At 75.7% G+C, this 13,690-nt stretch carries 12 protein-coding genes; 7 read left to right on the forward strand and 5 right to left on the reverse strand.

The window, feature by feature from the left end; genetic code table 11:
• The first annotated feature begins 105 nt into the window (after nt 1-105).
• From BUE45_RS01240 to BUE45_RS01270, 7 genes are all read left to right on the forward strand, one after another.
• A complete protein-coding gene (locus BUE45_RS01240) occupies nt 106-1,776 on the forward strand; it encodes a serine/threonine-protein kinase (protein ID WP_073374029.1) in 1,671 nt (556 codons plus the stop codon).
• A 94-nt stretch (nt 1,777-1,870) separates the two neighbouring features.
• Nucleotides 1,871-2,350 (forward strand): GbsR/MarR family transcriptional regulator, encoded by a 480-nt coding sequence (locus BUE45_RS01245; protein WP_073374031.1) that lies wholly within the window; start codon nt 1,871-1,873, stop codon nt 2,348-2,350.
• On the forward strand, nt 2,347-3,198 hold the full coding sequence (locus BUE45_RS01250; RefSeq protein ID WP_073374033.1) for an alpha/beta fold hydrolase: 852 nt from the start codon (nt 2,347-2,349) through the stop codon (nt 3,196-3,198). The genes BUE45_RS01245 and BUE45_RS01250 overlap by 4 nt, the downstream gene beginning before the upstream one ends.
• A gap of 403 nt (nt 3,199-3,601) precedes the next feature.
• Nucleotides 3,602-4,756, forward strand: a complete 1,155-nt coding sequence (locus BUE45_RS01255; protein WP_073374035.1) for a Gfo/Idh/MocA family protein — start codon at nt 3,602-3,604, stop codon at nt 4,754-4,756.
• Nucleotides 4,753-5,913, forward strand: a complete 1,161-nt coding sequence (locus BUE45_RS01260) for a dihydrodipicolinate synthase family protein (protein ID WP_073374036.1) — start codon at nt 4,753-4,755, stop codon at nt 5,911-5,913. The genes BUE45_RS01255 and BUE45_RS01260 overlap by 4 nt, the downstream gene beginning before the upstream one ends.
• Complete coding sequence (locus BUE45_RS01265; RefSeq protein WP_245832698.1) at nt 5,910-6,806, forward strand: sugar phosphate isomerase/epimerase family protein; 897 nt, start codon at nt 5,910-5,912, stop codon at nt 6,804-6,806. The genes BUE45_RS01260 and BUE45_RS01265 overlap by 4 nt, the downstream gene beginning before the upstream one ends.
• Before the next feature lie 137 nt (nt 6,807-6,943).
• Nucleotides 6,944-8,020 (forward strand): mandelate racemase/muconate lactonizing enzyme family protein, encoded by a 1,077-nt coding sequence (locus tag BUE45_RS01270; protein ID WP_073374038.1) that lies wholly within the window; start codon nt 6,944-6,946, stop codon nt 8,018-8,020.
• A 117-nt stretch (nt 8,021-8,137) separates the two neighbouring features.
• Here BUE45_RS01270 and BUE45_RS01275 read toward each other — a convergent pair whose 3' ends face one another.
• From BUE45_RS01275 to BUE45_RS01295, 5 genes are all read right to left on the reverse strand, one after another.
• Nucleotides 8,138-9,172 carry a LacI family DNA-binding transcriptional regulator gene (locus tag BUE45_RS01275; RefSeq protein WP_073374040.1) on the reverse strand — a complete coding sequence of 345 codons (1,035 nt, stop codon included), beginning with the start codon at nt 9,170-9,172 and terminating at the stop codon, nt 8,138-8,140.
• Nucleotides 9,173-9,254: 82 nt separating this feature from the next.
• On the reverse strand, nt 9,255-10,148 hold the full coding sequence (locus tag BUE45_RS01280) for an NAD-dependent epimerase/dehydratase family protein (RefSeq protein ID WP_073374042.1): 894 nt from the start codon (nt 10,146-10,148) through the stop codon (nt 9,255-9,257).
• A gap of 54 nt (nt 10,149-10,202) precedes the next feature.
• On the reverse strand, nt 10,203-11,042 hold the full coding sequence (locus tag BUE45_RS01285; RefSeq protein ID WP_073374043.1) for a DUF6807 domain-containing protein: 840 nt from the start codon (nt 11,040-11,042) through the stop codon (nt 10,203-10,205).
• On the reverse strand, nt 11,039-12,199 hold the full coding sequence (locus BUE45_RS01290; RefSeq protein WP_073374045.1) for a Gfo/Idh/MocA family protein: 1,161 nt from the start codon (nt 12,197-12,199) through the stop codon (nt 11,039-11,041). Before BUE45_RS01290 ends, BUE45_RS01285 begins: the two co-directional genes overlap by 4 nt.
• Entirely contained in the window at nt 12,196-13,509 is a 1,314-nt protein-coding gene (locus tag BUE45_RS01295) for a Gfo/Idh/MocA family protein (RefSeq protein ID WP_073374047.1), read from the reverse strand. The genes BUE45_RS01290 and BUE45_RS01295 overlap by 4 nt, the downstream gene beginning before the upstream one ends.
• Nucleotides 13,510-13,690 lie beyond the last annotated feature (181 nt).

The raw sequence follows: 13,690 nt of genomic DNA on the forward strand, positions 1-13,690 counted from the left end.
CCCGGCCAGGGTCCGGGACGGGGCCGCGTCTCACTACAATCGTGGCCTGGCCGCCCCCCGCGCGTGCCGCCGCCCACAGCGGTCCGCACCTTGAGAAGGAGCCCCATGGGGTCCGAAACCGAATCCGAGCGCCTGCTGCGCGAGCGCTACCGCCTCACCTCGGAGCTCGGGCGCGGCGGCATGGGGCGGGTCTGGAAGGCCCACGACGAGAACCTCAACCGCGCCGTCGCCATCAAGGAGATCCTGTTCGGCCCCGGCCTGGACGAGGAGGGGCGGGTCCGCGCCGCCGCCCGGGCCCGGCGCGAGGCCCAGGCCGCCGCGATGGGCGCGCACCCCAACATCGTCACCGTCCACGACATCTTCGAGGAGGACGGCCGCCCCTGGATCGTCATGGAGTTCCTCACCGGGTGCTCCCTGTTCGACCTGGTCCGCACCCGGGGCGTGCGCCCGCCAGGGGAGGTCGCCCGCTGGGGCCTGGCCCTGGTCGACGCCCTGGACACCGCCCACCGCCAGGGCATCACCCACCGCGACGTCAAGCCCGAGAACGTCATGGTCACCGACGGCGGGCGGGTGGTGCTCACCGACTTCGGCATCGCCACCATCGCCGACACCTCCGCGGTCACCCAGACCGCCGCCATCATGGGCTCCCCCGCCTACCTGGCCCCCGAGCGGCTCTCCAACGGCCCGGCCACCCCCGCGGGCGACCTGTGGTCGCTGGGCGCGACCCTCTACCACGCGGCCACCGGGATCTCCCCCTTCCGCCGGGAGGGGGTCCCGGCCACCCTCAACGCCATCCTCAACCAGGAGCCGGCGGACCGGCTGGCCCCGGGGCCGCTGCGCGACGCGGTCCACGGGCTGCTGGCCAAGGACCCCGCGCGGCGCCTGGACGCCGGGCGCGGCCGGGCCCTGCTGGCGCGGGCCGCGGACCCCGCGGCGCCCGGTGCCCGGACCGCGGCGGCGCTCCCCCCGGGTCCGGCCACAGCCGCGCCCCCGGGCGGCACCGGGCCCGCCGGCACCGGCGCCACCCGGCGGGCGGTACCGACCGGCGCGTCGTTCCCGCCGCGCCCCGCCCCGGAGGGGCGGGAGGGACCGGGCGATCCCGCGCCGCGGCCCGCCCGGCGCGGCGGGCGCCCGTCCTGGCCGGTGGCGGTCCTGGCGCTGGGCCTGGCCCTGGCGGTGGCCGGGGTGGGGGCCGTGGTCGTGCTGGACCCCTGGGGCGAGGGCGCCGGGGCCCGCCCCTCCGACGCGGGGTCGGCCGCCCCCGAGGAGCCCGCGACCGGGGAGCCCGCCGAGGACGGCGCGCCGCAGGAGTCGCCCGGGCCGCAGCAGGCGCCCGAGCAGGCCGGCATGGTCTGGACGCAGGAGCCCGAGGGGTTCGCGATCCTGGTGCCGCAGGGGTGGATCCGGCGCGTCTCGCAGGCCAGCGTCTTCTACGACGCCCCCGACTCGGCCGCCTACCTCCAGGTCGACCGGACACCGCACCCCACCGACGACGAGTACGGCCACGTCCTGGGACAGGAGGAGGCGACCGCCGTGCGCCTGGAGGGGTACGAGCGGGTGCGGATCGAGGACGTCACCGACGCCACCCCCTTCCTGTCGGCCGCGGACTGGGAGTTCACCTGGGGCGCCCCGGGGGAGGACCGCCGGATGCTGGCCCGCAACATCGCGGTCTCCCCCGGCGAGTACTACACCGTGGCCTGGGCCTCCCCCGCGGGCCCCTGGGCCGGCCACGAGGACATGCGCAACGCCGCACTGGAGGGCTTCGCCCCCGCCTGAGCGGCCCGTGTCCGACCGCCCCGGGCGACCGCACCCGGGGCGGCCTTCATTCCTCTTGTTGCAGTCATGACTGCAACAAGGGTAACGTGGGGGCATGAGCACACCCACCGACGACGAAGCGGCCTTCGTGGACCGGGTCGCGGAGTTCTTCGCCCGCGAGGGCCTGCCGCTGATCTCCGGACGGGTGGTCGGCTGGCTGCTGATCTGCGACCCGCCCGAGCAGAGCCCCGCCCAGATCGCCGAGGCCCTCCAGGTCAGCCGCAGCTCCCTGAGCACCGCCGCCCGCCTGCTCACCCCCAGCGGCCTGGTCGAGACCGTGCGCCGCCCCGGCGACCGCAACGCCTACCTGCGCATCTCCGCCGACGGGTGGAGCCGCATGCTAGAGCGCCGCTACGCCCACGCCGCGGGGTTCCGCGAGGTCACCGAACTGGGACTGCGCGTCCTGGGCGAGGCCTCCGACCAGCGCCGCGAGCGCCTGGCCAACGTCAACGACCTCTACCGCTTCCTGGAAGCGGAGCTGCCCGCCCTCTTCCAGCGCTGGCAGCGCACCCGGGGAAAGGACCCCTCACCATGACCAACGACCCCTTCACCCGCACCGTCATCACCCGCCCCGAGGGCCCCTTGAGCGTCGCCGTCGCGGGCGACCGGGGCACCCCCGTCGTCCTGCTCAGCGGCGCCGGCCAGGACAACGCCCTGCTGAGCTGGCGCCACCTGCTGCCCGCCCTGGCCCGGGACCACCGCGTGTTCGCCCCCGACTGGCCCAAGCAGGGGCGCAGCCGCCCCTGGAACGGCACCGCCGACCACGCCGCCCTGCTCGGCGTCATCGACACCGTCCTGGACCACTTCTCCCTGGACCGGGTCCGCCTGGCCGGCCTCTCCCAGGGCGGCGCCATGACCCTGGCCTACGCCATCGAGCGCCCCGAGCGGGTGGAGCGCCTGGTCGCGATGTGCCCCGCGGGCACGATCTCCTTCCCGCCCGTGGTGCACCAGGCGCTGTGGCTCACCGCGCGCAGCCGCTTCCTCAACTCGACCGTGCCGGGGATGATGATGCGCACCCGCGCGGGGGTGGAGAAGTTCGTGCGCGCGGCCCTGGTCCCCGGGCCGGTGGAGGACTTCGACTCCATCGTCGACGAGGTCTTCGCCGAGGCCCGGGACCACGGGGCCGGCTCCTCCGACTGGCAGAACGCCTCCATCGGCTTCACCCGCATGAACGTGGACCTGCGCCCGCGCCTGGGCGAGATCTCCTGCCCGGCGCTGTTCATCCAGGGCTCCGCCGACGTCGGCGTCAAGCCCGCGCACACCGCCGCGGCGGCGGCCGCCGTGCCGGACGCGCGGCTGGAGCTGATCGAGGGCGGCGGGCACTGGATCAGCCGCCACCGCCCCGAGCGGGTGGAGGCCCTGGTCAGCGGCTTCTTCGCCTGAGCCCCCGCCGCCCCGGCCCCCGGGGCGGCGGGACCGCCCGGGCAGTGAAAGCGCTTTCCGAATCCGGTGGGCGACGGGGGGAAGCCGAGAGCGCACCCCCGCCCTCTCGGGGAACGGCCCCGCGCCCGCGTCCCGGGGGCGCCCCCGGCGGATGTCCGCGCAGCTCGGGGGCGCCGCGGGAAAACCGGGAAAGAAGGGCGGACCGCCCGCGCGCCACCCCCCGAAAAGCCCGCCCTTTCCCGCCGCGCCGCTCCCCCGGGCCGGCCCGGGGGAAGGCAGGCCCGGCCCCCCGCGACCGCGCCGCCCACCGCCCCCACCACCGGTGCCGCCGTCCGCCCCTGGTGCGTTCCCGTTCTTTGCTCTAAGGTGGAAAGCGCTTTCACAAGAGAGGTGGTCACAACCGATGAGCGAGCGCGTACTGGGTATCGCCATGAACGGCGTCACCGGACGCATGGGATACCGCCAGCACCTGACCAGGTCCATCCTGGCCATCCGCGACGACGGCGGCATCACCCTGCCCGACGGCACCCGGCTCCTGCCCGAACCGGTCCTGGTCGGCCGCTCCGAGCGCAAACTGCGCGAGATCGCCGACCGGCACGGCCTGACCCGGTGGTCCACCGACCTGGACGCCGTCCTGTCCGACCCCGAGATCTCCGTCTACTTCGACGCCCAGATCACCCACGCCCGCGAGGCCGCCGTACGCTCGGCCATCGCCGCGGGCAAGCACGTCTACGTGGAGAAGCCCACGGCCGCCACCCTGGACGCCGCCCTGGAGCTGGCCAAGCTCGCCGAACGCGCCGGTGTGCGCAACGGCGTCGTCCAGGACAAGCTCTTCCTCCCCGGCCTGCTCAAACTCCGCCGCCTCGTGGACTCCGGCTTCTTCGGCCGCATCCTGTCCGTGCGCGGGGAGTTCGGCTACTGGGTCTTCGAGGGCGACTGGCAGGACGCCCAGCGCCCCAGCTGGAACTACCGCGCCGAGGAGGGCGGCGGCATCGTCCTGGACATGTTCCCCCACTGGCACTACATCCTGGAGCACCTCTTCGGCCCGGTGCGCACCGTCACCGCCCGCACCGCCACCCACGTCCCCCGGCGCTGGGACGAGGACGGCGCCCCCTACGACGCCACCGCCGACGACGCCGCCTACGGCATCTTCGAACTGGACAACGGCGCCGTCGCCCAGATCAACTCCTCCTGGGCCGTGCGCGTGGACCGCGACGAACTCGTGGAGTTCCAGGTCGACGGCACCCACGGCAGCGCCGTCGCGGGCCTGCGCTCCTGCCGCGTCCAGCACCGCACCGTCACCCCCCGCGCCGCCTGGGACCCCGACGCCGCCGACGCCGTCCCCTACCGCGACCAGTGGGAGACCGTCCCCGACAACACCGACTTCCCCAACGGGTTCCGCTCCCAGTGGGAGGACTTCCTGCGCCACGTCGCCACCGGCTCCCCCTTCCCCCACGACCTGCTCTCGGGCGCCCGCGGACTCCAGATGGCCGAGGCCGGCCTGGAGTCGGCCCGCACCGGCCGCACCGTCGAACTCGGCGAGGTCTCCATCCGATGAACACCCTGCTGCTGCCCGAGGGCGACGGCTCCCTCGCCCCCTTCACCCCCTCCGGCGCCCCCGCCGACGCCTCCCCCCTGCCCCCCGCCCGCACCCGCACCGCCTACGCCGCCGCCCACGTGGTCGCCGACCCGCTGCGGCCCAACGCCCCCGGCGCCCCCGCCCACCTGGACTGGGACGCCACCCTGGCCTTCCGCCACCACCTGTGGGACCAGGGCCTGGGCGTGGCCGACGCCATGGACACCGCCCAGCGCGGCATGGGCCTGGACCCCGCCACCGTCGCCGAACTCGTGCGCCGCTCCGGCGCCGAGGCCGCCTCCCGCGGCGCCGCCCTGGCCTGCGGGGTGGGCACCGACGCGCTGGAGCCCGCCCACGCCGATCTGGAAAGCGTTGTCACCGCCTACGGCGACCAACTCGACCTCGTCCACAAGGCCGGCGCCGCCCCCGTCCTGATGGCCTCGCGCGCCCTGGCCGCCCTGGCCGCCGGACCCGACGACTACACCCGCGTCTACTCCCGCCTGCTCCACCGCGCCCAGGGCCCGGTGATCCTGCACTGGCTGGGCGCCGTCTTCGACCCCGCCCTCGCCGGATACTGGGGGTACACCGACCCCGCCGACGCCATCGAACCCGTGGCCGCCCTCATCGCCGACCACGCCGACCGCGTCGACGGCATCAAGGTGTCCCTGCTCGACGCCTCCCTGGAAGTGCGCCTGCGCCGCCTGCTGCCCCCCGGCGTGCGCCTCTACACCGGCGACGACTTCCACTACCCCGACCTCATCCTGGGCGACGAACACGGCCACTCCGACGCCCTGCTCGGCGTCTTCGCCGCCATCGCCCCCGCCGCCGCCCGCGCCCTGGCCGCCCTGGACGCCGGCGACACCGACCGCTACCGGGCCCTGCTGGAGCCCACCGTGCCCCTGGCCCGCCACCTCTTCTCCGCCCCCACCCCCCACTACAAGACCGGCATCGCCTTCCTGGCCTGGCTCAACGGCCACCAGAACGGGTTCCACATGGTCGGCGGCATGCAGGCCGCCCGCGACCTGCCCCACCTGGCCCGCACCCTGCGCCTGGCCGACGCCGCCGGAGTCCTCACCGACCCCGACCTGGCCCTCGAACGCACCCGGTCCCTGCTGCGCGTGGCGGGGGTGGACCGGTGAACACCCCCGTCCCCGCACCCGTGGACGTGCCCACCGGGCGCGCCGCCACCGTCCCCACCCCCCGGCCCGGCGACCCCCGCCTGGCCCGCTTCGCCCTCAACCAGGCCACCGTGCGCCCCAGCACCCTCCTCCAGGCCGTCGACGGCTGCCTGCGCGCCGGCGTCCCCGCCCTGGGCCTGTGGCGCGAACACGTCGCCGACCTGGGCCTGGACAAGGCCGCCGCCCTGGTACGCCGCTCCGGGCTGCGCGTCACCTCCTACTGCCGCGGCGGCTTCCTCACCGGACACGATCCCGCCCCCGCCCTGGACGACAACCGCCGCGCCATCGACGAGGCCGCCGCCCTGGGCGCCCCCGTCCTGGTCATGGTCGTGGGCGGCCTGCCCCCCGGCGACCGCGACCTGCCCGGCGCCCGCGACCGCGTCACCGACGCCCTGGCCGTCCTGGCCCCCTACGCCGCCGAACGCGGCGTACGCCTGGGCCTGGAACCCCTGCACCCCATGTTCTGCGCCGACCGGGCGGTCCTGTCCACCCTGGGCCAGGCCCTGGACCTGGCCGAGGAGTTCCCCGCCCACGCCGTCGGCGTCACCATCGACACCTACCACGTGTGGTGGGACCCCGAGGTGGAGATGCAGATCGCCCGCGCCGGCCGCGGCGGGCGCATCGCCCTGTTCCAGGTCTGCGACTGGGTCCTGCCCCTGCCCTCCGACGCCCTCCTGGGCCGGGGCATGGTCGGCGACGGCCACATCGACGTGCGCTCCCTGCGCGAGGCCGTGGAGGCCGCCGGCCACACCGGCGACATCGAGGTCGAGATCTTCAACGCCGACATCTGGGCCGCCGACCCCGACGACGTCATCGCCACCGCCGCCCGCCGCCACGTCGAACACGTCCTGTGACACCCCCCGCACCACCGCCCCGAGGAGGAGAGCCGTGCACGCCGACGGAACCCCGCCCCCGCCCCTGACACCCCCGGGCCCCGGCCACCGCCACGGCGGCGCGGCGGCCACCGCCCCGGCCGGGAGGGGCTGAACCCGTGCGCGTCACCGCACTGCGCGCCCGCGCCCACCGCCTGCCCCTGCACCGCGCCTGGGACGGCGGCGTGGACCGCAACGACATCGTCGTGGTCGAAGTGGACACCGACACCGGCCTCACCGGCACCGGCTTCTCCTGGACCCCGCTCATCGGCGCCCGCGCGGTGCTCGCGCTCCTGCACGACGACCTGCGGCCCGCCCTCCTGGGCGGGCCCGCCCACCCCGCCCGCTGGGACGAACTCCGCCTGCACCTGCGCGAGGCCGGCACCAGCGGCCTGACCCTCATGGCCCTGGCCGCCGTCGACATCGCCCTGTGGGACCTGACCGCCAAAGCCGCCGGCCTGCCCCTGGTCGACCACCTGGGGCGGCGCCGCGACACCGTCCCCGCCTACGGCAGCGGCGTCAACCTCGACTACCCCCTCCCCGACCTCCAAGACCAGGTCAAGGGCTGGATCGACGCCGGCCACCGCGCCGCCAAGATCAAGGTCGGCTCCCCCGACCCCGCCCGCGACACCGACCGCGCACGGGCCGTCCGCACCCTGCTGGGCCCCGACGGGCTCCTCATGGTCGACGCCAACCAGCGCTGGGACGTCCCCGCCGCCGCCCGCGCCCTGGACGCCCTCGCCGAACACCGCCCCCACTTCATCGAGGAGCCCCTGCCCGCCGACGACCTGCGCTCCCACGAACGCCTGCGCCCGCGCACCGCCGTCCCCTTCGCCCTGGGCGAGAACCTGCGCACCGTCGAGGAGTTCGAGCGCTACATCGACGCCGGGGTGTGCGACATCGCCCAGCCCAACGCGGTACGCGTGGGCGGCATCACCCCGTTCCTGCGCATCGCCCAGACCGCCGCCCGCCGCGGCGTGCCCGTCGCCCCCCACCTGCTGCCCGAACTCTCCGGACAGCTGGCCCTGTGCCTGTCCCGGCCCTCCATGGTCGAGGACATCGACCGCGCCTCCCTCGCCGCCCTGGGGGCATTGGCCGCCCCCAGCGGCGTACGGGTGGAGCGCGGAGCGCTGACGGCCCACACCGCACCCGGCCACGGCCTGGTGTTCGCCGACACGCTCACCCCCCTCCCCTAGCACCGGACGGGAAAGCGCTGCGGCGGACCCCCCGAGGGGTCCGCCGCAGCGCCCAGGACACACCGGCCCGCGAACAGGCCCGCCACGACCCGACCGCGGACCGGCCGGCGAGAACCCCTAGCGCACCGTGGGCGGCGCCGTACTCTCCCGCGCCACCACCTCACCCGGCACCGTCACCACCCGGAAGTCGCCCTCGTGGTCGGCGTCCAGCGCCAGCCCCGCGGCCTGCTCCCCCATCTCCTCCAACGGCAACCGCACCGTCGTCAGCGCCGGCGTCAGGTCCCGCAGCGTCGGAATGTCGTCGAACCCCGCCACCGACAGGTCCTCGGGCACCTTCATCCCCAGGTCCCGCAGCGCCGCCATCGCCCCCGTCGCCATCACGTCGTTGACCGCGAACATGCACGTCGCGTCGGTGCCCAGCGTCATCAGCCGACGCGTCGACTCGTAGCCGCCGTCACGCGTGAACGCCCCGTGCATCACGTTGTTGTGGTCCAGCTCCAGCCCCGCCGCCGACAGCGCCCCGTGGAACCCGTCCAACCGCTCCCGCGCGGTGCGCAGGTCCGAGGGCCCCGCCAAGATCGCGAACCGCCGGTGCCCCAGCCCCATCAGGTGCCGCGCCAGCGCCGCCGCCCCCGACGCGTTGTCCGGGCTCACCGTGTCCGCCGGCAACCCCGGCTGCGACACGCACGCCACCCGCCCGCCCTGACGGCGAAACGCCTCGATCTCCCGCGCCAGACGGGCGTTGCTCTCCTCGTCCGTGGACCGCGACCCCACCAGGATCACCGCCTTGGCCCGGTGCGAGCGCAGCGCCGCCAGCACCCGGCCCTCCTTCTGCGCCGACCTGCCCGTACTGCCCAGCACCAGCACCAGCCCCTGCTCCTCCGCGCACCGGGTCACCCCGGCCGCGATCGAGGAGAAGTAGGGGTCGGCGATATCGTGCACCAGCAGCCCCACCAGCGAACTGCTGTTGCGCGCCAGCGTCTGCGCCGACGCGTTCGCCAGATACCCCAGCTCCTGCGCGCTCGCCGTCACCCGGTCCCGCAGCCGCTGGCTGACCTGCCGGGTACTGCCGTTGATCACCCGTGAGGCGGTCGCCAAAGAGACCCCGGCGTGCTCGGCCACCTGTTCCAGCGTTACGTAACCGGAGTCCACGCCCCTGGCCCTTCTCGTCCCACGTCCCGGAAAACTCTTTCCCAGAGTAGCCGAGCGGCCGGCGCCCCGATCCTGCACCGACTCACCCCGCCCGTTCGGCACGCAGCAGCCCGCGCCAGGACGCGGCCGGCTCCCACCCCAGGTCCCGGCGCGCCTTGTCCGAGGAGAACACCGCCCGCCCGTCCGCCAGCGCCCCCGCCACCGGCGCCGAACCCGGGTGCAGCCGCGCCATCAGGGCGTCCACCGGCCCCGGCGCCAACGGGTCCGGCGCCACCGCGTTGTACACCCCGCCGTGCTCGGCCCGCCCCGGCTCCTCCACGATCCGCGCGAACAGGTCCGCCGCGTCACCCGCGTCCACGTAGTTGAACAGCGACGCCCCCGCCAGCTCCGGATCGGCCACCCGCTCCGCCATCGTGTGCCCCTGCTGCGTGGGCGCACCCGCCCACTCCGCCGGCGCCACCACGTACCCCGGACGCACCGCGCACAGCACACACCCCCCAGAGGTCCGCGCCAGCGCCCGCACCGCCTCCTCCACCACCAGCTTGCTCAACCCGTAGGCGTGCCAGGGCGCCACCGGGTGCTCCTCGTCCAGCGGCAGGTACCGCGGCCGCCACCCGGGCGTGTTGTACCCGTACACCGTCGGACTGGAGGCCGCCACCGCCACCCGCGCCCCGTGCTCCACCGCCGCGCCCAGCACCCCCCACGCCAACCCCGCGTTGACCTGCAAGGTCTCCACGTCGGGACGGGCGAAGGGCACCGCGATCCCCGCCAGGTGCACCACCGCCTCGGGACGCGCCGCCGCGAACACCTCCCCGCGCCGGCCCGCGTCCGACAGGTCCGCGACCACCCCCTCCACCCCGGGCGGGTGCCCGGCCCCGGCCACATCCACCGAGACCACCCCGTGCCCCCGGGCCGCCAGGGCCGCCACGACACTGCGGCCCAGCCGCCCCGAACCTCCGGTGACCAGCACGCGCATGCGGCGCACTCCCTCTCTCTCGCTCTCGAACACCGACATCGACACCGGCCGGCGTCAGGCCGGCGCGGCCACGGCCGCCGCCAGCACCCCGGGGTCCTCCACCCGGCCGTCCAGGACCGCCGTGCGCAGCGCGCGCACCAGGACCCGTCCCGCGGGCAGCGCCAGCCGCTCCTCCCACGCCAGGGCCGGACCGACCCCCGGGTACTCCCGCGCGCGCACGAACCACGGGTCCGTGCGGCCACCGGGCTGGTGGAACACCAGCGTCCACGGCGCCGCCGCGTCCCCGCCGCACAGCGCCACCCACGCCGCCCGCGACCCGTGCAGGTCCCCCTCGCCGCGCGCACCGCCCGGCCCCAGCACCAGCGGCGCCCGCGCACCGATCGGCGCCCGCCAGAACAGCCCCCCGTACCCGGCCCCCGCGCGCCCGTTGGTGGCCGGGCTGCCCACCGACAGGTCCCGCCCGGAGGTGTTGCGCACCGCGCACTCCAGGTCCAGCGCCCAGCCGCTCCCGTCCAGGCGCCGCGCCCGCCACCGGCGCTCCTCGCGCAGCAGCTCCCGCCCGTCCGGGCCCTCCCACACCACCTCCTCCACCAGGTCCTCACCCTCCGGCCCGGGGCGCAGACCGCCCGACCGCTGGCGGCCGTGGTTGTCCAGCAGCACCGAGCCGCGGTCGGGGGTGAATGTCCGCCCGCCCCAGAACGACGCACCCGACACGTCGGGCACCGCCACCCCTACCCCCAGGTGGTGGCGGTGGTCGGCGGGCACCTCCTCGGTCACCACCGCCCCGCCCAGCGTCCGCACCGGGTGCAGGTACGGCCGCGGGGACAGCACCGGCTCCACGCCCGCGCCGTCGTTCCACACCGCCACCTCGACGCCCTCGATCTCCACGTTCACGGTCGAACCTCCGGCACGGCACGGGCCCAGGGGGCACCCAGCTCACGGAACAGCGACAGGGACTCGGCGGCGCGCCCCACCAGCTCGGCGACACCGTCCACGGTGCGGTGCACGGCCCCGTCCTGCTCCCAGACCCGCTGGTGCTCCAGGCCGATCGGCCGCGGGTCGGGGCCGGTGCGCACCGCCTCCAGCACGTGCATGAACCCCCGCGTGGCCGCCGGCGGCACCAGCAGCGGCGTCCCGTGGCGCACGTGGTCCACCAGGTCCGCCACCAGATTGCGGCGCGGGTGGACGGCCGTCCGGGGCGCCCGCCCCGGCCGGTGCACCGTCACCCGGTCCAGGGTGTACTCCAGCTCGATCCGGCCCCGCACCCCGTGCACCACCAGCCGCGGCGGCGACTCCTGCGGCCCGCACAGCGTCGTGGCCAGCACCACCGGCGTCCCCTGCGCGGTGCGCAGGCGCAGCGCCGAGGTGTCGTCGCTCTCGATGGGGTGGGCCCGGTACAGGTCCAGCTCGATGCCCACCGGCGGCTGCCCGCCGTCCCCGGTCAGGGCCAGCGCCGTCGCCGTGGCGTGCGCGAACGGGTTGGTGATCGCCCCGTCCACCACGTCGCGCCCCTCCAGGCGCCGGCGCCCCGCCCAGGGGGCGCGGGCGTAGTACGCCGAGGTGCGCACCCACACCCCCGACCCGCCGATACCGCGCACCGCCCCCACCGCGCCCTCGGCGACCAGGGCGCGCACGGCGTCCACCGCCGCCGACCCCAGGCTCTGGAACCCGATCTGGCAGGCCAGCCCCGAGGCGTCCACCGCCTCCACCAGCCGGTCCAGCTCGGCCAGCGTCGCGGTGGTGGGCTTCTCCAACAGCACGTGCGAGCCGTGCTCCAGGGCGGTCAGCGTCAGCGGCAGGTGGGTGTGGATGGGCGTCACCAGCACGGTCACCCGCGCCCCCGTCCGCCTGAGCGCGGTGGGCAGGTCCTCGAAGAACGGGACCGGCCCGTGCCCCTCCAGGTCGTCGCCCGGGGCGGGCGGCACCCGGTCGCACACCCCCGCCAGCCGCACCGTCCCGGCCCTGGCCAGCGGCAGCAGCGACCGCAGCTGCGAGCGCCCGTGTCCGTGCAGCCCCACCAGCAGCACCGGCACCGGGCCGCCGGCGCTCACGCCCCCTTCCCCGCGAGCAGGTCGGCGACGCGCACCGGCGCCCCCGAGGCCATCGAGGCGTTGGCGGCCAGCCCGGTGAGCAGGGCGTTGCCGCCGTCGGCGTGGTCGGGGCGGATGCCGTCGTCCAGCCGCCCCAGCAGGGCGTCGAGCATGGCGGTGTCGCCGCCGCCGTGGCCGCCCCCGCCGACCTCCACCTCGATCTCCTCGGGGGCGCTCCAGTGGCGGCGCAGCACCAGCCGGGAGGTGGTGTCCTCCTTGGGGGCGGGCATGCCGCGCACCGGGTTCTCCTCGGTGGGGCCCGCCACGGTGCGGTCGAACTCCACCATGTCCAGCTCCAGCCGGCCGCGGCTGCCGGTGACGGCCAGCCGGTACCCCTCCCAGGGGGCGTAGGCGGTGAGGTGGTAGCTCAGGCGCGCCCCGGTGTCGTAGCGCACCAGCACTGACATGTCGTCCTCGATGGTGATGCCGGGGCCGAACACGTTGAGGTCGCGGCGGTAGCCGTCCTCGTGCTCGGCCTCCAGGTACAGGGCGCTCAGGTCGGGGCTGTCGGCCAGGTGCAGCGCGAAGGGGTCGGCGTCGGCCGCCGCCGCGCCGTGGCCGCGCTCGTAGTCGGCGGCCACGCCGTGGCGGCGCCCGTTCTCCTCGCCGTAGAAGAACAGCCGGCCCGAGGCGTAGACCTCCTCGGGGCGGGCGCCGATCCACCAGTTGACCAGGTCGAAGTGGTGGCTGGCCTTGTGCACGAGCAGGCCCCCGGAGTTGGCCTTGTCGCGGTGCCAGCGGCGGAAGTAGTCGGCGCCGTGGCGCAGGTCCAGCATCCACTCGAAGTGGACCGAGCCCACCTCGCCCACCGCGCCCTGGGCGATGAGCTCGCGCACCCGGCGGTGGACGGGGTTGTAGCGGTAGTTGAAGCCGACGGTGACCCGGCCGCCGGTGCGTTCGCGGGCCCGCTCGATGCGGCCCAGCCCGTCCAGGTCGGTGGTCATGGGCTTCTCGGTGACGACGTCGGCCCCGTGCTCCAGGGCGGCGACGATGTAGTCGGCGTGGGTGTGGTCGACGGTGCACACGATCACCTCGTCCACGGCCTGCTCGGTGAGCATGCGGGCGAAGGCGTCGGCGGGGTAGGCGGGCACGGGGTCCAGGCCGGCCTCGGCGACGATCCGGTTGTGGACGGCCATGCGGGTGGCGTTGGTGTCGCACAGGGCGACCAGCACCCCGTGGCGGCGGTGTGCGCCGGTGAGGGCGCGGGTGTACATCCGGGCCCGGGAACCGGTGCCGACGATCGCGTACCTGCGTTGCGTGGTGTGGTTCACACCAGGATGGTAAACGCTTTCCTACGTCGACCACAATGCCCGGGGGCGAACACGGTGCCGAGACGGGTGGGGCGCACGGGGTGAACAAGGGGACGAAAGCACCGCAAGAGGACAGGGCGGAGGGGCGAAAACCCCGCGTCCGCCGGGGTCCGGGAAGGTAACGATCCGGGCGGCGCTTGCC

It is taken from the genome of Nocardiopsis flavescens, assembly GCF_900141985.1.
GTDB classification, from domain to species: domain Bacteria; phylum Actinomycetota; class Actinomycetes; order Streptosporangiales; family Streptosporangiaceae; genus Nocardiopsis; species Nocardiopsis flavescens.

What these genes read in the sequence shown, in the direction of transcription:
- BUE45_RS01245 (WP_073374031.1), top strand. Translation starts at nt 1,871, where the DNA reads ATGAGCACACCCACCGACGACGAAGCGGCCTTCGTGGACCGGGTCGCG.
- BUE45_RS01255 (WP_073374035.1), top strand. Translation starts at nt 3,602, where the DNA reads ATGAGCGAGCGCGTACTGGGTATCGCCATGAACGGCGTCACCGGACGC.
- BUE45_RS01250 (WP_073374033.1), top strand. Translation starts at nt 2,347, where the DNA reads ATGACCAACGACCCCTTCACCCGCACCGTCATCACCCGCCCCGAGGGC.
- BUE45_RS01260 (WP_073374036.1), top strand. Translation starts at nt 4,753, where the DNA reads ATGAACACCCTGCTGCTGCCCGAGGGCGACGGCTCCCTCGCCCCCTTC.
- BUE45_RS01240 (WP_073374029.1), top strand. Translation starts at nt 106, where the DNA reads ATGGGGTCCGAAACCGAATCCGAGCGCCTGCTGCGCGAGCGCTACCGC.
- BUE45_RS01280 (WP_073374042.1), bottom strand. Translation starts at nt 10,148, where the DNA reads ATGCGCGTGCTGGTCACCGGAGGTTCGGGGCGGCTGGGCCGCAGTGTC.